We start from the raw sequence: 20,700 nt of genomic DNA on the forward strand, positions 1-20,700 counted from the left end.
TAATGTGACATTTGAAGTTATGTGAATCTATTATCTAGAATTATGACCAAAGTCAGCTGAGTGCTTTCAGCGACTGAGCCTTGAAAACAGATCGCAGCAACTATCAGTGATGTGAAACACGACTTGAAACTGCATAGCCACTAGCCTCAAACCATATGGTACGAGCGGTGAGTGTTTGCAATCGAAATCGTGGCTAGGTGATTGGATCGATGTTGCGGAATCTTGGGTGCTCTAAAGAATCTTGACTAGCCCAGCCATCCTGTTTTCATGAAAATTTCCAGGGGCCACCAATGACGAATAAAGTTACTGCAATTGTAGGCAGGCACTGGAAGACTCTCCTTGGTTTGAACCTCATTATTCTCGCAGCGACGGTTGGCAGTATTGCCTTTGCTAAGCGAGCTTGGACCGCTAAAGCGCAACTCATTTTACCCAGCACCACTAGCAATCTGGATGCAAATTTGGGAACGCTGGGATCGCTTAGTAATGGCGAGACTGGCTTTTCTAATCAAGTGAGTCCGCTCAAAGTTCAGTCCTCAATTCTGCTGAGTGACGACCTTCTAAAGCGGGTTTTAGCTAAGGATCCAGAGAAGGAACAATTCGGTTTGGGACGCTATCGGGGTTTGTTCAAAGTAACCCCGCAAGAACAGTCCACCATTATTTCTTTGGAAGTTAACGGTTCCAGCCCGGAACTCGCTAAGCAGCGCACTACGGCTCTTACTCAAGCTTATGTGCAACGTCTGAACGAATTGCGCAGAGACAATGGGGCTGCTCGTGAGCAATTTAGTCGCAGTGAATTGGAGCGATCCCGACGCAATCTAGCGCAAGCGCAATCAGCTTTGGCAAGCTTCAAACGCACCTCCGGTTTAGTCAATGGTGATGAGCAAACCAAAGGCATTGTCTCGACGATTAGCAGTCTGACTGCAGCCCAAGCTCAAGCGCAAGCTCAAGCTCAGTCTGCAGCCGCCCGCACTCAAGCTCTAGCAGCGCGGCTGAGCCAGACACCTGACCAGGCAATTCGCTCACTAAGGCTAGGCGAAAACCAGAGCTATCAGTTCACTCGCCAAAAGCTGTCCGAAGTCGAGGCACAGTTGGTTCAAGCTCGGGCTCAATTCAAAGATAATCACCCCCGTGTGCAGGGTCTGATCTCTCAGGAAACGGCTTTACGGGCTCAATTAGCTCAGTATGTTGCTCAGGCTGCTGCTAATGTTCCTGGCGTCGATACCACAGTGGGCGATTCAGATGGTCGAGTGGCCCTGATCCAGCAACTCGTTCTGGCCGAAAGCGATAGCCGTGCGCAACGGCGTCAGGCAGAGCAACTGGAGAGACAGGTTAACCAATTAAGCAAGACTCTCAAGTCAATTCCCAACAACCAAGCTCGGGTTCTGGAGTTACAGCGGCAATACGACATCACTGAAGGGGTCTACAAGGGGCTAGTCGCTCAAGTGCAGCAAGCGAGTGTGGACGCCTTCAACACCTATCCCAACGTACAGGTGCTCGACTCGCCAACCGTCGATCCCAACCCTTCCTCCCCGAAAGAGGCTCACGCAGTCTTAGGTGGATTACTCGCCTCACTGTTTGGCAGCCTAGCCTTAGCCCTACTGCTGGAAGGCCGCAACCCACTGCTCAGCCCCAAGGACCTGCAGGGGACCGAATTTCCAATGGTGGTGCGCTTGCCTCGCCTCAAGCGGCCCGGATTGGGGCTAGAAATAGATGCCGATACCGAAGTTGAGTTTCAGCGTTTGGGCTCGGCGACCAGCCTGCTCAGTTTGGACAACCACCGCTTGATGATTACCAGCTCAACGGCTGGCGAAGGTAAAACCACAGTCACGTTGGGCTTAGCGGTAGCGCTAGCAGATTTAGGGTTTCAGGTGCTGCTGATCGATGGCGATTTTCGGCAGGCTCAGCTCAGCCGCACACTCGGCTATGCGGAGAGGGCAGATACCGATCAGGCTGCCATTCCCCTGCGACCGGGTCTGGATTTGGTACCAACCTCGCCCAAGCAGGGCAAGGTGGTGGAACTGGTTGCCCGTGGGCGATTCGAGCGCTACTTGTCGGGCTGGCAGAGCAAGGGCAACTACGACTACATCTTGATCGACAGCGCTCCTGTGAACCTGACCAGCGAAACAGCCCTGATGGCAACGGCAGCCCACAATGTGCTATTTGTGGTCCGGCCAGGAACCAGCAATCGCAATGCTGTGAATCAGAGCCTCGAACAGCTTGCTCACCACAACGCTGAGATTGCAGGCTTGGTGATTAATGGCGTTGAAATGGCAACTGAGGCTTATCGTTATCGGCGCAATGGCTCCACGGTGAACCCATGAGCCAGGTCTCCGATTCCTTCGGCTCAACTACGGTTGCTGAGCCGACAGCTGCCAAGCAACCCAAATCCTCGCTGCTGCGCACTCTAGCTCACGTTTATTTTGGCGGTAAGCGTTGGTTCTATCGGCTGCGCTATCCTACGGTCTCGATTGGTGAGGGAGTCCTGATTCGAGGCTCTCTCCAAGTGGCTGGAGGGACGCGCGTGGTGATTGGTGCGGGTAGCCGCCTCAATAAGCGGGTGCGAATCTGCGGCCCTGGTGAGGTCACGATCGGGCGAAACACCCTAATCAATGGCCCCTGGATCGGCTGTTATCGGTCGATCAGCATTGGCGATGACTGCCTGATCTCCGACTGCTATCTCGTCGATACCGACTATCACAACTTGGAGCCCCATCTGCGCCACTCTCCGCCAGGTCCCAAGGTTTCAGCCCCAATTGTGATCGAGCGCAACGTCTGGATCGGGGCTCGGGCAACTGTGATGAAGGGGGTGCGCATCGGCGCTGACAGCGTAGTCGGTCTAGGAGCAATCATCCGCAAAGCAGTACCCGCAAGGGTTGTGGTGATCGGCGATCCCCAGCAAATTGTTAAGCACTTTAATCCGGAGGACAGCAAGCGTGAGTCTTCTGGCTAGTCCTTCGGTATCGGCACCGAGATCATGGCTCAAACTACTGACTTTAGGAGGGCTGTCTCAAGCTGAGCAAACCCTCTATTGGCTAGCCCTGCTCAGCCCTCTGTGGTGGCTCTTGGGATTGCAGGTGCTGCTTTACCCGGCGGTGCTAATCGGCTTACTGGTGATGGCCTTTGACCTGGACAAGCTACTCAAGGGCTCTTTGCCTGCTTGTGCATGGGCCTGGTTGGCAATGGCTGCCGTGATGCTGTGGACGGGGGGGCTGGGCCTCCTGGATGTCGGCTTTGGCTTTAAAGCAGTAGCGGCCCAAGCGGTCACTTTCTTCAAAAGCTATTGTCTGATTTTCGCCTGTATAGCGCTGCCGTTCTGGACTCGCTTACGGGTTCAGGTGATCACACGGGCAGTAGCCTGGATGGCAACCGGCTACTTGGTGGTGATTGCCATTGAGATGGTGATGCTGGTGCTGGGCATTGGCGAGCAGGGCTATACCCCTTTCCTAGCCAAGCTGATCCCCGGCGACAAGCAGAGCATGCAGGTGTTATTTGCCAACATGTCGCTGTTTTTTGGCATCATGCTACCTCGGACAGGACTGTACACGCCCGACTCACCGATCTTGGGCGTGGCTGCCGTCTGCTGTGTATTGATCTGCCAGGGAGAGGCACAGCCGCAACTACGGAAGCTAGCCCTGGCCGGGTCGCTATTAGCCCTGATTCTGAGCTTTAGTCGCTCCGCTTGGATTAGCTTGCCTCTAGCACTGCTCATCAGTGCGGCATTTGGCAGCTCGCTGGCTCGTCAGGTTTCGTTGTGGGGAGCTTCTCTGTTCTCGTTGCTCTGCGCGGTCTTTGGCCTCACGCCTAGCCAGTTGATTGAGGCTCCTCTGACAATTTTTACGCAGGCTCGCCCCGACTCTTCAGGTGATCGGGAGCTGGTAGTGCGCAAGACATTGGAAGCCTGGCAAGAGTCGCCCTGGCTGGGTTGGGGCATCATCCGAGGAGCTGTGCGCTGGCATACCTATGAAGTGGCACTGGGCTCGTTCTCTACTTACGCCTCGGTGCTCTATCTGCATGGGATTGTTGGCTTTGCGGTTTTCCTGGCAACCCTGGTCGTCACGCTACTAGATTTTTGGAAGCCCTCTCGCCAAGGCAATCCCTTAGCTCGCCAAGCATTCGGTAGTTTAGTGGCGCTGTACTTGATGTGCGCGGCAACGCCTTTGAGTTGGATGGCGATTTACCTGTGGTTCTATTTTGTTTGGCTAGGAGCTGTCCTAGCCGAAACCCGACAGGAACCTTTCTCTGTGCGCAGTTGGCAAGAACTCATGGCAGGCGGTGTTCCGAGCAGCCGGCATCAGCAGTGGTCGGGGGGACAATGGTGAAAATTGGATTTCTGCACAAAGTTAACACCACCCCGCCCCGTGGCGGCGGTACAGTTCACACCTATCAAATCTCTCACTACCTAGCCAAACAAGGCCATCAATTGCTGACCCTTGCACCCGAGCAGGGATCACAGTTTACGCAACGCCTACCACGCTCTATAGCAGGGCTGCGATCCTTGGTGCGTTCAGCCGATCTGCTGTACATCCGGATTGATGGCCGAGTGGGTTGGGAGTTGATGTCTCTGCTACCGGGTTGGCTCAAAACAGACCAGCCAGTGATTTGGGAGATCAACGCAACCTTAGATGAATTGGCGATCTTACCGGGTCCAAAGCGTTGGCGGGACAGGCTAGGAGCCCCTTTGCGCCCGCTCAGTGCTCAGCGCGCCAGCACTGCCCTCTGTGTATCAGAGCCTCTGGTGCACTATGCCCACGATCTCGGGATTGAGTCAGCGATTTTGGTACCCAATGGTTCAGATCCCCAACTCTTTCGACCTGCTCAAGACAGCGCTTGTGCTTTTGCAGGTCTAGAAAATTGCTTTCGCGTCCTCTGGGCTGGCTCGACTTCCTACAATTGGCACGATTTTGCCACTGTGCTAGCTTGCGCCCACAAAATGCAGAATCTAGACCCTGAAATCAGCTTTGTGATCGTTGGCGACCGTCCTGACTTAGCTGAGCAGCTGCCTCAAAATCTGCATTTTTATCCGCCTGTCCTCTATCAGGATGCCCCCCGATTATTTGCCTCTGCTCACGTAGGACTCTGCCTCTATCAAGACCTTAGCTGGTCTCAATATGGCTTTTTCTTTTCACCGCTCAAGCTTTTCGATTACGCAGCCTCGGGCTTGCCCATTATTTACACTAATTTCCCGGAACTGCATCGAATTGCCGCTAATTTCGGTTTATCAGTTGGAGTGGGGGATGTAGACGCCTTAACAGCTCAAATTTTAGCTCTCAAGCAACAGTATTCGCTCTATGAACGCCTAGCCCAAAATGCCCGTCAGGCCGTTATTGATTACTACAATTGGGACCGGGTAGGAGCTCAAACTGAAGCTGCAATATTAACCCTGCTGGGTCAAACCCCTCAATCGAAGCACCCGCAGTTTGAGCAAAGTCGTCAACTTTTGAATAATGATATTAGTGTTTGACCGTAGGCCAATGTGAGAAGCACAACGTATTAAGCTATACAGAGAAATTGGTGGATTTCGATGATTGTGGTGAGGAGTTAAACGATGACTGAGTATAGCCCTGAGATAGAGTACAGAACGTTCATAAAGCCCTAATTTGATTTTAGGGTCCATCGATTCAGGGTCACTTTAGATACCAAGTTCCATTCCAGAGTAGCCTGAGTTCGCTCGCAAAGCTTGTGCCGTGTTTCCCAAAGTGGGTTGCAACGATCTCGCCAGCCTTTTCTGTCATTTGGGATACAGGAGTATCTACTATGGTCACTGTCCCTAAGGTCAGTGTGATCATCCCCGCTTACAATGTTCAGCAGTATATTGAGGCTGCTTTAACTTCGTTAGAGCGCCAATCTCTGCACAACTTTGAAGCTCTGATTGTTGACGATGGTTCCACCGATGGCACAGCTGAGGTAGCCCTAAGCTTTTGCCAACGAGATCCCCGTTTTAGACTACTCAGTAAAGCCAATGGGGGTTTGTCTTCTGCTCGGAACTACGGCATTCAACAAGCCCAGGCAGCCTACATTGCCCTTCTAGATGCAGACGATGCTTACGAACCGGAGAAGTTAGCGAGCCATATTACACGGCTGGATACGGAGCCACAAGTGGGTGTTGTCTACAGCGCCTCACGCATTATTCGTGAGGACGGTCGTCCGACTTGGCTACGTCTAAGCGGTAAACCGATCCACCAACAGCCGTTACTCGCTCTACTGTGCAAAAACTTTATCGGTCATGGCTCTAACGCGGTGTTTAGACGGTCCATCGTTGATGAAGTGGGTGCATTCGATGAAACGCTGGCAAGCTCTGAGGACCTGGACTTTTGGTTGAGAATTGCCGCTCAAGGACACTGGAATTTCTACCGGCAACCCCAGCCTCTTTGCTGCTACCGAGTGCGCCCCTCAGGGCTCACCTTTAATATCGCTCAGATGCAGTCTTGCTCTGAGCAAGTTCTGGCAGCAGCCTATCAACGATCCCCGGAACAAGTAGGGCCAATGCTGCCTACAGCTCGCGCATACCTGGCCCGTTACCTGGCTCGTTTGGCATTGACCGCAGGCAAACTAGCAGAAGCCACACGGTTAGTGGACTGTGCCTTAGCAGAAGACGCCTCAATTTTTTGGCGCGATCCCCGCTCGTTGGTTACGCTGGCAGCCGTCCGCTTAGCGCCTCTAGCCCATCTATTCATCCAGCGATCTCTGGGTTCAGTAACGCCCAGTTAGAGCGTCTACTTAGCCGAAGCTTCTGGCCTAATTCTTGATCAAATTGACTTGCTAAATCGTCTTGTTAAATTGATGGCCAAGTTGGCTTGTAAGTGAGTTGAGATCAACTTCCTCAGGCAGGGAAGAAATTGAGCTGATCACCTGGATTGTTTCCTCTTGGCCCAGGAGTGGCTGCCCCCTTTCCCAATGCTTGGATCACATTTATGAATAGTCCATTACAGGTGGCATCAAACGCGGCGTCAGGAACTCTACCCAGTTTAGAAGTACAACTACTGGGGCGACGGATTACCTGTGTCACAGTTCCAACTTTGCTTCAGGCAATTCACACGGCTTGCGTTGAGAGAAGAAAGATCACCATCTTCAATTACAACGTGCATAGCTTCAACCTCTCAATGCAGCTGCCCTGGTTCTACGAATCTCTACAAAATTCAGACATTACCCACTGCGACAGCATGGGGATTCTCTGGGCAATTCGCTTTATGGGATTGCAGTTACCAATTGCCTATCGGGTTTCTTATACCCTCTTGATGCCAAAGCTTCTGGAGCATTGTAACCAGCACGGGTTATCGGTGTTTCTTTTGGGATCCCGACCTGAGCACCTTGAGATTGCAATTGAACAAGTGCATGAGCGCTATCCCAACGTTAAGATTGCGGGTCATCACGGTTACTTCTCGGTTGAGGATGCAGAAGAAAACAACGCTGTGGTTGAGCAAATCAATCAGGCTAAAGCTCAGGTTTTGATTGTGGGTATGGGAATGCCCATTCAAGAAAATTGGGTGCGTGCCAATCAAAGAAAATTAAATGTCAACGCCATTATGGTTGGGGGCGCAGTCATCGACCGTTTAGCTGGGGTCGTCCCTGACTGTCCAACCTTGATTTCCAATCTAGGTTTGGAATGGTTTTATCGGCTCAGCCGAGAGCCCAAACGCTTGTGGGTTCGCTACATTGTGGGCAATTTAGCCTTTGTCTCGCAAATCGTTTTAGCAAAGTTGGCCTTAGCAGAATTCTCTCCATTTCAAGCCAAGGTCCTCAACGCTCAACTCACCCAGGCCCTGACTCAGCGATGAAGCGTTTGTGTTTTGGCCCGAATAATCAGCTCAGCAGGAAGCCAACATGAGCCTGCGCACTCAGGTCCTTCGGGGCGGAACCTATTTGGCGGTGCGGCAAGGGTTGGGCATGGGGCTCAGTCTGGTGGGCGTTGTCTTTCTTACCCGCACGATTGGACCAGAAGCCTATGGCCTCTACGCGACCACCTACAGCCTTTACAACTACCTCTACACGCTCAGCCAGTGGGGGATCAGCATTTGTCTGATTCGCCGGGAGGGGGAAGCCCAGCGTCAGGACTACGATCAGGCATTCACGCTGTTGCTGCTGTTGGGCGTCGTAGCTGGCTTAGTGGCCCTGCTGGCGCTGCCCTGGCTGGCTTGGTGGGTACGTCTGGAAGGGTTTCGCCCCCTGGCGTTAGCGATGATTTGCGGGTTGCCCTTGAATCTCTTGACCTTGGTACCTTTGGCTCGCCTAGAACGAGAGCTGGATTACCGACAGGTGGCATTGATCGAATTGGCTGGTCAAGCCACCTCCTACGCCGTTGCTATCCCTTTGGCTTTCCAAGGTTGGGGCGCTTGGTCGCTGATCGGCGGTTGGTGGGTGCAACAGTTACTGTCCTGCCTGCTCCTTTATCGAGCTGCTAAGTATCGACCGGCCTTTTATTGGAACCTGGACCTAGCCCGAGAGATGGTGAGCTATGGTCTGGGTTACTCGGCGTCCATGTGGATTTGGCAGTTGCGTAGCCTGGTGAACCCATTGGTAGTGGGGCGTTTCGCCGGAGCGGAGGCTGTAGGCTACGTAGCACTGGCGATCCGCTGGGTCGAGGTTCTCAGTTTTGTGCGCAACGCAACCTGGCGAATTTCGCTGGCGACCCTAGCTCGGTTGCAGGGAGATCGTCAGCGTTTGGCAGCTGCAATCACCGAGGGCATGCGCTTGCAGGTGCTAGCTTTGGGACCATTTTTGTTGGGCTTTGCCTTAGTTAGCCCCTGGTTGCTACCTGTGGTATTTGGCGAAACTTGGCTACCGGTTTTGACGGTTTATCCCTTCATTGCCTTAAGTTACCTAGTCAACACGGTCTTCAACCTGCATTCCTCTGCTTTGTATGTGCTGCGCCACAACTGGCAGGTAACGATCTTTCACGCCGTCCATATTGCTCTATTTGTAGGAGCGGCCATACTGCTAGTCCCCCGATTGGGACCCGTTGGCTATGGCTGGGCAGAAGTTGTCACCCTACTGAGCTACATCGTCATTCACATCTATACGGTGCGAGCAGTAGGTTGGCCAGATTACGGCATAGCTGTTGCTTGGGTTGGAGGATTTGCCCTAGCCCTCTTTTGGCGTGACCTGGGTTGGGGCGCTGGTGTGGGCTTATTGGCCATTGCCCTGTGGCCTCAAACCTGGAGGGTGCTGGGTGGATATATGCAGAGTTTACGGAAGGTGCAACATGGCTGAGCCGCTGGTCAGTATTGTTATCAACAACTACAACTACGGGCAGTTTTTGGGCGAAGCGATTGAGAGCGCTCTGAATCAGACCTACGCCAATGTTGAAGTTGTTGTTGTCGATGATGGCTCAACTGACCACTCTTTAGCCGTGATTAAAAGTTACGGCGAGCAGATTGTGCCTGTGCTGAAGCTCAACGGGGGTCAGGCTTCGGCCTTTAATGCCGGTTTCGCAGCGAGTCGGGGAGAGTTGCTTTGCTTTTTGGATGCTGATGATGTGTTCTATCCTCACAAAGTTCAAGAACTCATCGCTTGTTGGCAGGAAAAATTAGCTCAGCACAGCTGCACAATGCTCTACCATCTGCTGCAAGCAGTAGATCGCTGCAGTAATTGTCTGGGTTATCAAATTCCAGCAGCTCCTCATGAATTACCCAGCAACTTGTATACCTATGCCTGTCAATACGGCTTTCTGCCTTATGCCGCCTCACCTACTAGCGGCATTACGCTGACCCGCACTTTAGCCCAACAAATTTTTCCACTGCCTGAACGCGGAATTCGTACCTCAGCGGATGACTTTATTGTTCGGGCTGCCTCACTGCTTGGTGAGGTACATGGCATCAATCGCATTCTGGGGGAATATCGCATTCATGGCAATAACAACTGGTATGGCAATTCAGGGCCGAAACCCGAGAGCTTCTCGCTGGCCCTAAACGAGTTTCTCAACGACAAGCTTCGGGAGAATAACCGTAAACCAGTAGTTGCCTTCTTTGATTCGATTTACGCCAAAGATTACTATATCCAGCAACAAAAACCAGCAGAGCTTGCCAAACTAGCCTTTAAATCTCTAGCGCGACGGTTCACGCCTTCGATGCTGAAGTTTTTCTGGTCGACCTTAGTTTCAGCAACGCAAATCTATCTTCAAACAGGAGGTTTGAACAGTGCTGGTCAGCATCTTGATCAATAACTACAACTATGGTTCGTTTCTACGGCAGGCCATTGATAGCGCCCTCAGCCAGACCTATCCCCACATTGAGGTCATTGTTGTAGATGATGGTTCCACCGATGATTCGCGTGCAATCATCGCCAGTTATCAGGCTAATGATCAGGGCCGAGTGCAGTCGGTACTGAAGGAGAACGGTGGCCAAGCTTCTGCCTTCAATGCTGGTTTTGCAGCAAGCCAGGGCGATATTATTTGTTTCTTAGATGCTGACGATCTGTTTCTACCAGAAAAAGTCACAGAGGTCGTTCACACCTTTAAAGACCATCCAGAGATCGGTTGGTGCTTTCATCCGCTCAAGCGAATCGATATCGAAACCAATACGTTACTACCGAACAGCGAACCTGAAGGGGCATCTCGGATCTGTGATTTTAGAGCGCAAATTCCTCAGGGCAAGCTGCCTTTTTCACCGCCGCCTACCTCTGGGTTATGTTTCAAACGCTCGTTGCTAGCGCAAATCTTGCCCATGCCTGAAGTCATCCGCATTACCAGCGATAACTACCTCAAACTCACAGCCTTAGTTCTCAACCAGGGTTATTGTCTGGCTCAGAATTTGGCCATCCAAAGAATTCATGGCAACAACGCCTATACGTTCAGAACCGACAAGCAGCAACTGAGAGCCAAAATTCGCATCCTCACAGCCTATTGGATGAAGCAGAAGTTCCCCGCTTTGACTGGCTTTACCCATCGGTTGCTAGCCAATGGCATTAGTACTTGCTGGCGACTCAAGGATGCTGAAGCTAGAGAGGCCATTGAGCAATATCTTGCTAAGCTCAGCCTAGCCGAAAAACTAGAGATTCAAGCGAGAACGCTCTATTACCGCTTGAAGTTCTACGGTCGGAAACTTTAGCTGGAAAGAACTCTTGGAGAGTTAGGACAAGCACCCCTTGACAATGGCTGAGAGAAAACCTCCGATCCTAATTTTTAGCCACCTCTTTCCGCCTGATTTAGGTGGTATTCAAGAGTATATTTACAGCCGTTGCTTACAAAATTCAGGCGAACTGGTTGTGCTTACTAGTGATTTGGGTGGCAGTCAGGATTTCGACATTCAACAGACGTTTCCTATTCATCGCTGGCCTCAAACTCTGCCCCGGCTGCGAATGTTCTACGTGCCTTTGCTGGCTTTTTCCTATAGCTTGAGGCTCTGGTTTAAATATCGCTACCGCTTTGTCGAATGTGCCAGTGGTTACTTGTCTGGTGTCGTCTTTGCTCTCAGCTTCATCTTGCCAATTCAGTATAGTATCTATCTACATGGCAACGATGTACTGAGGTTGAAAGCGCACTGGCTATACCACTGGTTTTATAGCCTCGTATTTAGTCGCGCTCGCCTGATTGTTTGTAATAGTCACTACACTGAATCGCTCTTTAGGCAAATCACAGCTCTATCCGTTCCAACCTTAGTAGTCAATCCCACGATGCGTCCGGCTCGATTTACTCAAACTTCAGTTGACATCCGGACACGCCATTATCTGCCTGAAGAGGCCATTCTGCTGTTCACAGTTTGTCGCTTAGTTGAGCGTAAAGGCGTAGACCGAATCATTGAAGCTCTGCCTAAACTGGATGCCAAAGTTCACTACATCGTGGGCGGTGAAGGTCCTTATCGTTCCGCTTGGGAGCAGTTAGCGCAGAGGCTCAATGTAGCAGATCGAGTGCATTTTGTTGGTCGTATCGCAGACGATGAATTATCTGCTTATTATCAAGCAGCTGATGTTTTTGTAATGCTGAGCCAGCACGATGAACAGCAGCACAGTATTGAAGGTTTTGGCATTGTTTATCTCGAAGCTGGGTATTTTGGCAAACCGGTAGTTGCTTATGCTGTCGGTGGGGTTCTCGACGCTATTGAGAATGGCAGTAACGGTTTACTGCTAGAGCCTCAAGATTTTCCAGGCCTAGTTGATGCCCTCACCTATTTAGTGGAGCATCCAGCCGAGCGTGAGCGTATGGGTGCTTGTGGTCGCCGCCGCGCTACCCGTCCTCAGACTTTCGAGGCTCTCTATGCGCTGCCCAGCCGAGCTTGATCAGGCTGCTTATGGCTGGTCGAGTTATTTACAAAGCCTGATTATCTAGACTAACGCTTGCCGCTCTGGTGCTTGGCTAAGAACAATTGACTAGCAATGATTAACTGAGAGCCACGGATCAAACTATGAACATTCGCCTCTTAGTTTTCTTTAACCTGATTTGGTTCTTGCTGGGTTCACCGGTTCAAGCGCAATTTCGAACACAAAGAGGACGAATTTTAGATGCCCGAGGGCGTGATTTTATCCCAGTTGGCGTCAGCGTCGGCAATATGTTTGAGAAATTTGCTGATGCTAACAACCCTTCTCCCATCGAGGGCAATCGCACCACAGCTCAAGATATTGCGGCAATGCGACGGGCCTGCTTCAACACTGTGCGGGTACCAGTCACTGAGAAGTTCAGCTTGCCTAGAGGCTACGATGCTAGAGGCCGCTTAGTAACCAACCCGTTTTACGATCCGAATTACGATGCTCGGGTCAAAGCTTTTATCAATCGAATCAATGCGGCAGGTATGCTAGCGATTTTAGACGCTCATACCGGATACCTAGACATCACTGCTGATCGCAGTACCAACTATTTACCCTCTCGCAATACTTTGCTTTTTTGGCAACGTTGGTCCCGCTGGCTAGCGCAACAAAATCGAGTATGGGCAGAGCTCTACAACGAGCCTGATCCTGACAACAGACGAGCACCCTTTTGGCAGGGTAGATCCTACAGTTGGAATCAGGTTTGGACTTTGTGGCGCGACGGCGATCTCGCGAGTGGCCATGTGGGCTACCAAAACCTATTGAATGCAGTTCGCGCAGGCGGTTATCGAGGCATAGTCGTACTTTCAGGCCGCTATAATTCTTCGGTATTTTCAGGCATTCCGTCCCTAAGCGATCCAGCAAATAACACGGTCTATCAGGTGCATCGCTACTCCAACACCAATAACGTCAACACTAGCGACATTGCCAATAGCCGCGATTTACGCAGTCTGCAATCCTATGGACGGCCCTGGTATTTTGGTGAGTTTGGTCCTTACAGTGGTAGTGCTAACCGAGACTATTCCTGGCCTAGCAAAATTATCGCTTATGCCCGAGCCCGACGAGTTGGGGCATTGGGTTGGCACTGGATTGCTAATCCTAGCCGTTTACCACGTAATGACTACGGGGCAATGTTCGTTGACCGTACCCGTTTTGCCCTCACGCCACAGCATGGTCAAGTTATTTCTGCCTACGCTTGCCAGCTAAGGCGGTGACTATTACTTGAGCCGATTACCAGATTGCGAGAAATTTCTGTCGGTTATTGCCTTGTTATTGATAACTACGGGTTAGCTCCTATGAAAGTGGTTTACCTCATCCAAACGCATCAGAACTTAGAGCAGATCCAAAGACTAGTTCAAACGATCCAGCGTTCTAGCCACACCTCGCGAATTCTGATTAGCCACGATTTCAGTTGTGGCTTGGATCTTAAGCCTCTCGGCCAAACTCTAGGCATTGAGGTCTTAAATGCTAAAGGGGGCCGAGGTGACTTTTCTACAACCCAGGGCTACCTGGACGCAGTTCAGTGGCTGCTAGAACACCAAATTGAGTTTGACTGGCTGATTAACTTATCTGGACAGGACTATCCTACTCAGCCGTTGCCAAAGATTGAAAAATTTTTAGCCCAGACTCAATACGAAGGCTTAATCGAATATTTCGAAGTCCTCTCTCCGCAAAGCCAGTGGCGAATTCATGAGGGGCATAGCCGCTACTTTTACCAATACTGGCGCTCAGGTTACGATCTGGAGGAGTGGCAACGGCTGTGCATTAAACCCTTCCGAATCCTGTTCAACTACATTCAGCCCTGGCTTCGTCTAAATTCTTCCTATAGCCTGATGCTGGGAACTCGGGCTAAGGTTCCCTTCAATGACAGCTTTCGGTGCTATGGCGGCTCGCACTTCAAGACCTTGTCCAGAAAATGCGCCGAGTTTGTATATGAATCTGCTCAGCAGAATCCAGATCTCGTGCGCTACTACCAAAGGACCTGTGTGCCTGAAGAATCTTTTATGCAAACGGTTCTGGTTAACAGTGGCCGCTTCAAGCTCTGCAACGATCCTAAGCGCTATTTCGACTTCCTGGGTAGCCAGGATGGCCGACCTCGTGTGCTGACGGCCCAAGACTACCCAACGCTCAGCCAAGACAATATTCACTTTGCCCGCAAGTTCGACCTGAGACAGGACCGCCAGATCTTCGATTTGCTAGATGCCCGGATCTTGCAGGGAGCATTGAGTTCTTAAAAATTTGTCCTAAATGCCCTAGAGCTTCTCACTTCTCTAAACGCACCACATACCACTGCAAAAACTCACCCGGTCCGAGGTCGATTTCGCAGACCGTATCCAGCAACCGCTTCACTCTGGCTTCTACAGTGGGCAGGCTGAGCAGGTCAGAGGGCAGTTCCGACTCCGGCAACCGACGCAGAACATCACGCAATTTCACCACCATTTCTTCAGAGGTGAGTAATTGCTCTGACTGGTTGGTTTCAAGCACCACATAGTGATTCTCGTCGCCATGCATCAAGGAATCTGCCATGACCTGCGTTTCTCCTCTAGGCCTCACTTAGGCCACTTCACTGGGGGCAACTTGCTTACGCAGCGAGTTAGCGCGGCGACGGGCAATTTCATTGTTGGGCTCTAGCTTGAGTACTTTCTCATAAGCTTCCAACGCTTGCACCGTTAGCTTTTTCTTCTCGTAAGCGTGGGCTAGGTTGTTCAAGGCTGTTGCGTAGTCTGGAACCCGCTCCAGCGCCTCTTTGTATTGCCGGATCGACAGGTCGTACTGCTCCTGGTTGAAGTAGGAAAAGCCCAAGGCATTGTAGATGGGTGCATAGTCCTCAGGCGCATAGTCCTCGGACTCGGCCTTCAACGCCTTCTGAAATAGAGCTGTGGCTTGGGTGTAAAGCCTTTTATCTAAGTAAACAGCGCCCAGCTCGTAATACTCCTGGGGCGTGCCCTTGTTGCCCATCAGCTTGGGTTGCAAGCGGGAGATCGTGGTTTCCAGGCTACGGGTCCGTCGGATTTGCCGAAACACCAGGATCACCACCACGACTAGTATCGCTAGCAGGGTCGAGAGATAAATTGCAGCGAGCGAACTATCCATAGCTCAGCGTCGGTACTTTGTATTTTCAAGGGTGATCTTCCTCAGCCTAGCCCAAGTTGCCGCTACAGAGCTGCGGTGTCTGCAATACAAGTTTACGAAGAAGCACAAAGGGGCGTGAAATTATGCAAAACGGCGCTTCATCTACGAGCAAAGCAATGGGCAAACTGCTAACCTTAAGGCACTTAAAAGATGCCGGTCATCCAGCTACGCAAGTCTGCTGATTCTCTGCAAACCCGGTTCGAAAAAATACTCCCTGTTCAGCACTTGCGAACGCTTAGTTGCGCTTGACTGCTCATTGTCTACCTGTGTTTGAGCTGTGTCTGTTTGAACTGTGCCTAGATCCCTTAGGGGAATTAGCTTAGTCTATTTGGCCCATTTGAATAACTGGAGATTCACTCATGGCTTATGACTCTATCAGTGCTGATCCACAGTCTGCTGTTTCTACCCAGACCCGGGCAGCTGCGGCCCAAATCTGGCAAGAACTGTCTCGCTCCGGCATGGTTGTTAATGCACCCTGCCTAGGCTTTACCGATGCTCGTGCCGAAGAGTACTACATTGATATTCCCGATGAGCAACAGGAGTTGATCGACGTTGCTCAGGCTGCTTTCCCTCCGAAACCAGGCCACTGTGTCATTAAAGAAGCAGGTCATCATTGGTGGCGCTTTGCCCTGCGCTAGTTTTACTAGAGTTTCAAGCATTTGCTTTGGTCATTACAGGACGAAGTACTCAGATTTAGGCTGCTCAGGTTTTGTCAGATGGGCCTGCTGAGTACTTCGTTTCCTGATGATGAAATTTATGCCAGAACCTATGCGAAAATTGCCGGGGTATTTAGGTCAGGCAATGGATCGTTAATGTTGGAAATCTGGACCCCGTGGATTGGCTTAATTGCAGCTCTACTTACCACCTCTAGCTTTATACCTCAAGCGCTAAAAACAATCAAAACGCGTAGTGCTCGCGACTTTTCCTGGCCTTACCTACTGCTGTTTGGTATTAGTGTCAGCCTGTGGGCGCTCTATGGCTTGCTGCGCAATGACGGGGTCATCATCGGCGCGAATCTGGTCACCCTATTGCTCATTTTGGTAATTGGAGCTGTGAAGGCACGCCATATCTAGACCTGTGATCACCTCAAACTAGTCGCCTCAAACCAGTTAAAATGACAGGTCGCATTCAGCTCCAGCAACAGAACTAAGTGAGAGCGGATAATTCAGCCAGGCAGCTAGTTGGGCGTTGGACTGTGAATAGGATCGAGAAGCAAGCTGGTCAGATCAAAATTGAGACTGACTTCCGTTTCTTGAGCTACAAATTCCCGCACGATCTCAAAAGCGGTTTGACAGTGCTCCAGCTTGCACGGGGCTTTCTCATCGCGGTGGATAATCTGATTGCGCAGATCTCTAACCTTCTCAATTTTTCTAAAGGTTTCTAGATCTAGCAGATCAAATAGCTCCAAAATGTTTGAGACTACGCTAGCCGAATAGACCCGACCGTCCCGCAGGTGCTTCATCCGCTCAGATTTAATCCGTTTGCTACCGTCCTCAAACACTGTGTTCTTGGACTCAATTAGGCTACTCCAAAAACCTGACAAATAGGATTCAATCAACATCCAAAGCGACAGGAGACAATTGGCATAATTGCCAAACTTACACTCGCACAGACCTTTGGTAATTTCTGAGAGGGTTTTGATACTGCGATATTCCTTGCACACTACCGCAAGGTTGGTATTCAAAGCACTAAAAATGGACTCTGGCAACTCTAATCTAGGTGTCTCCAGGTTATCGGCATAGCGGTAGTCTGGTGAGAGTTGCACGGTCTGGAATCGATGGGCAAAGCTCAAGCGAGGCGCAAAGCAACCTAGAAATTTGTCTGCCTCAAACTTGACTAGAAAAACATCTTTATCAGTAACCTCTGAGACCTCAAGATACTGAATATCCGGCAACTGTAAAACAGCCGTTTGAAACAGAAGATAAATGCAGTTTAGGTAGTCAAGGTAAGTCAGTTGGCGGTCATAAGCATCACGATTTTTATCGGGTGCTCGGAATCCCTGTTTTAGCTTGAACAGGAACATGCCATCCTTGCAGACCTTCAGAACATAGTCATCAGTTTCATAGGTCAGCGCCTCCTGAATCATCAGTTCGGTCAGACCTATATTTGATTCGTTTGAGCCGTCCTGAGCCTCAGCCAGACGCTTCTGGACGCTTTGTGCGTCCCCCACCCAGAATGACCTGGCTGTATAGAAGCCAAAGAATTTTTCCTCCATCCCTACGCCTCGCTCAATTGAACATGAAGGAAAACGCTACACGCTCTAGCAGGGCGAGTCAAGGCCAGCAGGCGTTTTGCGCGTTCTCGCAGGCAGTTTAGTCTTAGCCTGCTAGCGCAAACCGAGATCAACTCACGCCTCAGGCAGCCCGCTCAGAAAACCCACACCATTTACCAACCAGCCTAAAGCCACTAGCCCCCCTACTAGGGTTAGCGGAATTAAGAGGGCTAATTGTTGACGCGGTAATTCAAAGGCAACAGCGGCAGCCCAAACCTGCCAAACAACAAACCAAAGGAGCACCGCTAAAACGAGAAAGCCACTCAGGGGTGGCCCTAGAGCCAGAGCTGGGGCAATCAGCAACCAGGGTACACTTGCAAATCCAGTCAAACTCAGCACAATTGGCAGGGCCACGGCTCGCCCAAACACATAAGCCAGTGCATTGAGCAAACTAGTCAGTAGCACCCAGCCAGCCAACCCTTGAAGAGCTGCACCAATCATGACCAAGGGGGCAAAGCTGCCCTCAGTCGTGCGCAACACTTCTAGAAGTTTTACTAGCACGACAACTGCCGCCGCTTGGCCGACCGGAGGGAATTGGCGGAGACTTTGAAACGTCGCCTTTGGCTTGAACCACACCCCGTAGAGATTATCCAAAAAGGAGCTAGGCCGGGGCTGGATAGGCGCGCTGGACAATTCTGCAGGGGATTGCATGGTCAGTCGCCTCCGAAGCTTGGGGTGCGTCTATTATCTCATTCCGCTTCCTGCTGTTCAGGTAGCGCTAAAGGTTGGACTAGAGGATTTTGAACTAGGGGATTGAGCCAGAGGTTTTCACGAAGCGGTTGGCTGGTTGATCAGCACGAGTCTGTTATCGCTAAGTTAATAGTGGCGTATTGATAGTGCTGGCAGTGCCTCAAGCTTACCGTCCACGATTCCAGTTGACTGCTGCCTCGCTACTGCTGAGCCTGACTCTACCCTTTTTGCCACCCTGGTCGCCGCTGGTACGAGCTAGCCAGATCTGGGAAGTGGTTGGTCAACCAGTACTGGAGTTGGCGGCTCCGCCCAATGGAGGCATCGCCAAACTAGAGCAGTGGAATACCCGTATAGAAGAAATTGCGGCTGAACTGAGCCCTAACCAAGCATTGACCGTAACGGTTGTGCCTATTCTCGGTCCTGCATCTTCTACCCCCAGGCCAACTCCATTCCCTGCGACCAGTCTGCCATCGTCCTCCCCTGCCGTACCTTTGCCACTGCCTCGACCAGAAGTGATTCGCGCCACGATTCAAATCAATGGCCGGACCCTCTTAGAGATCACACCCGAGGAGGCCCTCAGTCAGGGAGCGGGCTCTGTTGCCGAGCTAGCCAACCGCTGGGCAGATAGCCTGCGCCGCAATCTAAACCGACCAGAAGTGCGCCGCCGCTTAGCCGCAGTCGCTGGGATGCCTCACCAGATTAGCTACGACCGACAAGCCTACCAGCGAGGAATTGAGGCTAGCTCAGACCGAGGGCTATTTCTGAGTAATGGGGCACGCACATCAGGGCAGGTCGTGTTTTGGGAAATTCCCTCAAATCAGGCTTATCAGTACACCGGAATTCTGGCGAGCACAGTACGCAGCCTGCATGGTCAAAGTGCAAGCCCTGAGGCAACATCCACCACGACCCCGGCTGCACCCGCTACGATCTATTTACTGAACCGGCATCGGCAGTTTATTCCCTACGCTCGCGCTGCTTCTCCTTCGCCATGAGCAATCCCCTCCATTCTTCTCTCACAGGCCCCAGCGCCTTCACCTCTTCTCAGCCCACGCCATCAAAATCGCTGCTGACTGGTTTACGTGCCGATCACTTCCGGCATCCTCTAGACTTGCAGGCAACAGAACTGTTACGTCAGTTTCCGGGGCTAGATCTGCTGGTCCGCAACTTGCTGGGCCCCTTAGGCGAAAAGTTTTTCTATTTGGACAACATCGCCTCCAGCGTTTTAGTCGGTGAGAATCAGCTTCCTCACCTCTACCGCCTGCTCCAGGAAGCCTGCGCCATCCTAGACTTGGAGCCGCCCCAACTTTACGTCCGCCAAAACCCAACGCCCAACGCCTATACCTTTGCCATGCGGGGGCGTCAGCCATTCATTGTGCTCCACACGTCTTTAATCGATTTGCTAACTGAGCAAGAGATTCAAGCCGTGATTGCGCATGAGCTAGGCCACTTAAAGTGCGAGCACAGCGTCTACCTCACCCCAGCCAATCTGCTAATTCTGGCAGCAGGCCAACTGCCCGGTTTAGGTGCGGCTGTCGCGCAAACTTTGCAAGCCCAACTTCTAGCCTGGGTCCGCTGCGCTGAGTTTACTTGTGACCGAGCTGCGCTGTTGGTCACTCAAGATCCAGCTCCCATGGTTTCAGTGCTGATGAAGCTGGCGGGTGGTTCTCCCTCCCTATCTGCGCAGCTCAATTACAAGGCATTTCTGGATCAAGCCCGGGCCTATGACGAGATCGACATGGACGAGTTGGGTCAGATGCTTAAGGAATTGCGTACTAGTCAGCTGACTCACCCAGTCCCAGTTCTGCGTGCTCGCGAAATTGATCGCTGGGCACAGGGTGATCAGTATCGAACTTTGCTCAAGAACCGCTACAATAAGGAGCGGTCTGGAAAAAGTCCGGAAGGATCTGGCTCCAGCACGGGCGGATGGCGAAACTGGTAGACGCACCACACTCAAAATGTGGCGACCTTACGGTCATGAGAGTTCAAATCTCTCTCTGCCCATCTCTTGACTGACCCCGATTGCGGACTTTGGTCCAACAGGAAAGCCTGGAGCTGTTTGCTCCAGGCTTTCCTGTTGGTGCCAGCTGCCTACGATCCCAGCACCTTTACCCGGCTAGGTAAAAAAATTAAGCGAGGGGCTTTACATTCTGAAACAAAAGCCTTACAGTTTATTTCATACCTTCCAGGTACGGTTTACCAGACCTGATTACTACCAAACAAGGAATCATTCAAATGACTGCAACCCTCGAGCGCCGCGGCAGCGTGAGCGTGTGGGACCAGTTCTGCGAGTGGGTCACCTCCACCAACAACCGCCTCTACATTGGCTGGTTCGGCGTGCTGATGATCCCCACCCTGCTAGCTGCTACCACCTG

General features: G+C 51.6%; 20 protein-coding genes, 1 tRNA gene and 1 pseudogene. 18 read left to right on the top strand and 4 right to left on the bottom strand.

Annotated elements, in window-relative coordinates:
- The first annotated feature begins 290 nt into the window (after positions 1–290).
- From H6F94_RS29860 to H6F94_RS29915, 12 genes are all read left to right on the top strand, one after another.
- Positions 291–2,321, top strand: a complete 2,031-nt coding sequence (locus H6F94_RS29860; RefSeq protein WP_190805875.1) for a GumC family protein — start codon at positions 291–293, stop codon at positions 2,319–2,321.
- Positions 2,318–2,950 (top strand): acyltransferase, encoded by a 633-nt coding sequence (locus tag H6F94_RS29865; RefSeq protein ID WP_190805876.1) that lies wholly within the window; start codon positions 2,318–2,320, stop codon positions 2,948–2,950. Before H6F94_RS29860 ends, H6F94_RS29865 begins: the two co-directional genes overlap by 4 nt.
- Positions 2,934–4,319: an O-antigen ligase family protein gene (locus H6F94_RS29870; protein WP_313949399.1), complete on the top strand. Its 1,386-nt coding sequence runs from the start codon at positions 2,934–2,936 to the stop codon at positions 4,317–4,319. Before H6F94_RS29865 ends, H6F94_RS29870 begins: the two co-directional genes overlap by 17 nt.
- A complete protein-coding gene (locus H6F94_RS29875) occupies positions 4,313–5,461 on the top strand; it encodes a glycosyltransferase (RefSeq protein ID WP_190805877.1) in 1,149 nt (382 codons plus the stop codon). Before H6F94_RS29870 ends, H6F94_RS29875 begins: the two co-directional genes overlap by 7 nt.
- A gap of 293 nt (positions 5,462–5,754) precedes the next feature.
- Positions 5,755–6,708 carry a glycosyltransferase family 2 protein gene (locus H6F94_RS29880; RefSeq protein ID WP_190805878.1) on the top strand — a complete coding sequence of 318 codons (954 nt, stop codon included), beginning with the start codon at positions 5,755–5,757 and terminating at the stop codon, positions 6,706–6,708.
- Between the two features lie 203 nt (positions 6,709–6,911).
- Entirely contained in the window at positions 6,912–7,775 is an 864-nt protein-coding gene (locus H6F94_RS29885) for a WecB/TagA/CpsF family glycosyltransferase (RefSeq protein ID WP_190805879.1), read from the top strand.
- Between the two features lie 46 nt (positions 7,776–7,821).
- Complete coding sequence (locus tag H6F94_RS29890; RefSeq protein ID WP_190805880.1) at positions 7,822–9,207, top strand: oligosaccharide flippase family protein; 1,386 nt, start codon at positions 7,822–7,824, stop codon at positions 9,205–9,207.
- Positions 9,200–10,159: a glycosyltransferase family 2 protein gene (locus tag H6F94_RS29895; protein ID WP_190805881.1), complete on the top strand. Its 960-nt coding sequence runs from the start codon at positions 9,200–9,202 to the stop codon at positions 10,157–10,159. The genes H6F94_RS29890 and H6F94_RS29895 overlap by 8 nt, the downstream gene beginning before the upstream one ends.
- On the top strand, positions 10,134–11,042 hold the full coding sequence (locus tag H6F94_RS29900; protein WP_190805882.1) for a glycosyltransferase family 2 protein: 909 nt from the start codon (positions 10,134–10,136) through the stop codon (positions 11,040–11,042). The genes H6F94_RS29895 and H6F94_RS29900 overlap by 26 nt, the downstream gene beginning before the upstream one ends.
- Before the next feature lie 43 nt (positions 11,043–11,085).
- Positions 11,086–12,210 (top strand): glycosyltransferase family 4 protein, encoded by a 1,125-nt coding sequence (locus H6F94_RS29905; protein ID WP_190805883.1) that lies wholly within the window; start codon positions 11,086–11,088, stop codon positions 12,208–12,210.
- Positions 12,211–12,335: 125 nt separating this feature from the next.
- Positions 12,336–13,448, top strand: a complete 1,113-nt coding sequence (locus H6F94_RS29910; RefSeq protein ID WP_190805884.1) for a cellulase family glycosylhydrolase — start codon at positions 12,336–12,338, stop codon at positions 13,446–13,448.
- Between the two features lie 81 nt (positions 13,449–13,529).
- Entirely contained in the window at positions 13,530–14,468 is a 939-nt protein-coding gene (locus H6F94_RS29915; RefSeq protein ID WP_190805885.1) for a beta-1,6-N-acetylglucosaminyltransferase, read from the top strand.
- A 28-nt stretch (positions 14,469–14,496) separates the two neighbouring features.
- Here H6F94_RS29915 and H6F94_RS29920 read toward each other — a convergent pair whose 3' ends face one another.
- On the bottom strand, positions 14,497–14,760 hold the full coding sequence (locus H6F94_RS29920) for a CRR7 family NDH-1 assembly protein (RefSeq protein ID WP_190805886.1): 264 nt from the start codon (positions 14,758–14,760) through the stop codon (positions 14,497–14,499).
- Positions 14,761–14,787: 27 nt separating this feature from the next.
- Positions 14,788–15,327 carry a tetratricopeptide repeat protein gene (locus H6F94_RS29925; RefSeq protein WP_190805887.1) on the bottom strand — a complete coding sequence of 180 codons (540 nt, stop codon included), beginning with the start codon at positions 15,325–15,327 and terminating at the stop codon, positions 14,788–14,790.
- 398 nt (positions 15,328–15,725) lie between these two features.
- Between H6F94_RS29925 and H6F94_RS29930 the strand changes: the two genes are divergently transcribed.
- Together H6F94_RS29930 and H6F94_RS29935 are read left to right on the top strand one after the other, a co-directional pair.
- A complete protein-coding gene (locus H6F94_RS29930) occupies positions 15,726–16,004 on the top strand; it encodes a hypothetical protein (RefSeq protein WP_190805888.1) in 279 nt (92 codons plus the stop codon).
- A 78-nt stretch (positions 16,005–16,082) separates the two neighbouring features.
- Positions 16,083–16,439 (top strand): SWEET family sugar transporter, encoded by a 357-nt coding sequence (locus tag H6F94_RS29935; protein WP_242041465.1) that lies wholly within the window; start codon positions 16,083–16,085, stop codon positions 16,437–16,439.
- Between the two features lie 104 nt (positions 16,440–16,543).
- Here the strand turns inward: H6F94_RS29935 and H6F94_RS29940 are convergent, their stop codons facing one another.
- Positions 16,544–17,581: a hypothetical protein gene (locus H6F94_RS29940; RefSeq protein ID WP_190805889.1), complete on the bottom strand. Its 1,038-nt coding sequence runs from the start codon at positions 17,579–17,581 to the stop codon at positions 16,544–16,546.
- A gap of 132 nt (positions 17,582–17,713) precedes the next feature.
- Positions 17,714–18,289 (bottom strand): hypothetical protein, encoded by a 576-nt coding sequence (locus tag H6F94_RS29945; RefSeq protein WP_190805890.1) that lies wholly within the window; start codon positions 18,287–18,289, stop codon positions 17,714–17,716.
- Positions 18,290–18,483: 194 nt separating this feature from the next.
- Here H6F94_RS29945 and H6F94_RS29950 point away from each other — a divergent pair, with 194 nt between their 5' ends.
- The 4 genes and pseudogenes from H6F94_RS29950 to H6F94_RS29965 form a co-directional block, all read left to right on the top strand.
- Positions 18,484–19,320 carry a hypothetical protein gene (locus H6F94_RS29950; RefSeq protein ID WP_190805891.1) on the top strand — a complete coding sequence of 279 codons (837 nt, stop codon included), beginning with the start codon at positions 18,484–18,486 and terminating at the stop codon, positions 19,318–19,320.
- Complete coding sequence (locus tag H6F94_RS29955; RefSeq protein ID WP_190805892.1) at positions 19,317–20,267, top strand: M48 family metallopeptidase; 951 nt, start codon at positions 19,317–19,319, stop codon at positions 20,265–20,267. Before H6F94_RS29950 ends, H6F94_RS29955 begins: the two co-directional genes overlap by 4 nt.
- Positions 20,246–20,329: transfer RNA gene (locus H6F94_RS29960), tRNA-Leu, on the top strand. The genes H6F94_RS29955 and H6F94_RS29960 overlap by 22 nt, the downstream gene beginning before the upstream one ends.
- A 231-nt stretch (positions 20,330–20,560) precedes the next feature.
- Positions 20,561–20,700, top strand: a pseudogene (locus H6F94_RS29965) (photosystem II q(b) protein); the annotation flags it as partial.

Source organism: Leptolyngbya sp. FACHB-261, from assembly GCF_014696065.1.
In the GTDB taxonomy this organism is placed as follows: domain Bacteria; phylum Cyanobacteriota; class Cyanobacteriia; order FACHB-261; family FACHB-261; genus FACHB-261.

Excerpts from the sequence above, each read along its gene's own strand:
- H6F94_RS29860 (WP_190805875.1), top strand. The coding sequence starts at position 291 with ATGACGAATAAAGTTACTGCAATTGTAGGCAGGCACTGGAAGACTCTC.
- H6F94_RS29865 (WP_190805876.1), top strand. The coding sequence starts at position 2,318 with ATGAGCCAGGTCTCCGATTCCTTCGGCTCAACTACGGTTGCTGAGCCG.
- H6F94_RS29875 (WP_190805877.1), top strand. The coding sequence starts at position 4,313 with ATGGTGAAAATTGGATTTCTGCACAAAGTTAACACCACCCCGCCCCGT.
- H6F94_RS29880 (WP_190805878.1), top strand. The coding sequence starts at position 5,755 with ATGGTCACTGTCCCTAAGGTCAGTGTGATCATCCCCGCTTACAATGTT.
- H6F94_RS29885 (WP_190805879.1), top strand. The coding sequence starts at position 6,912 with ATGAATAGTCCATTACAGGTGGCATCAAACGCGGCGTCAGGAACTCTA.
- H6F94_RS29890 (WP_190805880.1), top strand. The coding sequence starts at position 7,822 with ATGAGCCTGCGCACTCAGGTCCTTCGGGGCGGAACCTATTTGGCGGTG.
- H6F94_RS29895 (WP_190805881.1), top strand. The coding sequence starts at position 9,200 with ATGGCTGAGCCGCTGGTCAGTATTGTTATCAACAACTACAACTACGGG.
- H6F94_RS29905 (WP_190805883.1), top strand. The coding sequence starts at position 11,086 with ATGGCTGAGAGAAAACCTCCGATCCTAATTTTTAGCCACCTCTTTCCG.
- H6F94_RS29910 (WP_190805884.1), top strand. The coding sequence starts at position 12,336 with ATGAACATTCGCCTCTTAGTTTTCTTTAACCTGATTTGGTTCTTGCTG.
- H6F94_RS29915 (WP_190805885.1), top strand. The coding sequence starts at position 13,530 with ATGAAAGTGGTTTACCTCATCCAAACGCATCAGAACTTAGAGCAGATC.
- H6F94_RS29920 (WP_190805886.1), bottom strand. The coding sequence starts at position 14,760 with ATGGCAGATTCCTTGATGCATGGCGACGAGAATCACTATGTGGTGCTT.
- H6F94_RS29925 (WP_190805887.1), bottom strand. The coding sequence starts at position 15,327 with ATGGATAGTTCGCTCGCTGCAATTTATCTCTCGACCCTGCTAGCGATA.
- H6F94_RS29930 (WP_190805888.1), top strand. The coding sequence starts at position 15,726 with ATGGCTTATGACTCTATCAGTGCTGATCCACAGTCTGCTGTTTCTACC.
- H6F94_RS29935 (WP_242041465.1), top strand. The coding sequence starts at position 16,083 with ATGGGCCTGCTGAGTACTTCGTTTCCTGATGATGAAATTTATGCCAGA.
- H6F94_RS29940 (WP_190805889.1), bottom strand. The coding sequence starts at position 17,581 with ATGGAGGAAAAATTCTTTGGCTTCTATACAGCCAGGTCATTCTGGGTG.
- H6F94_RS29945 (WP_190805890.1), bottom strand. The coding sequence starts at position 18,289 with ATGCAATCCCCTGCAGAATTGTCCAGCGCGCCTATCCAGCCCCGGCCT.
- H6F94_RS29955 (WP_190805892.1), top strand. The coding sequence starts at position 19,317 with ATGAGCAATCCCCTCCATTCTTCTCTCACAGGCCCCAGCGCCTTCACC.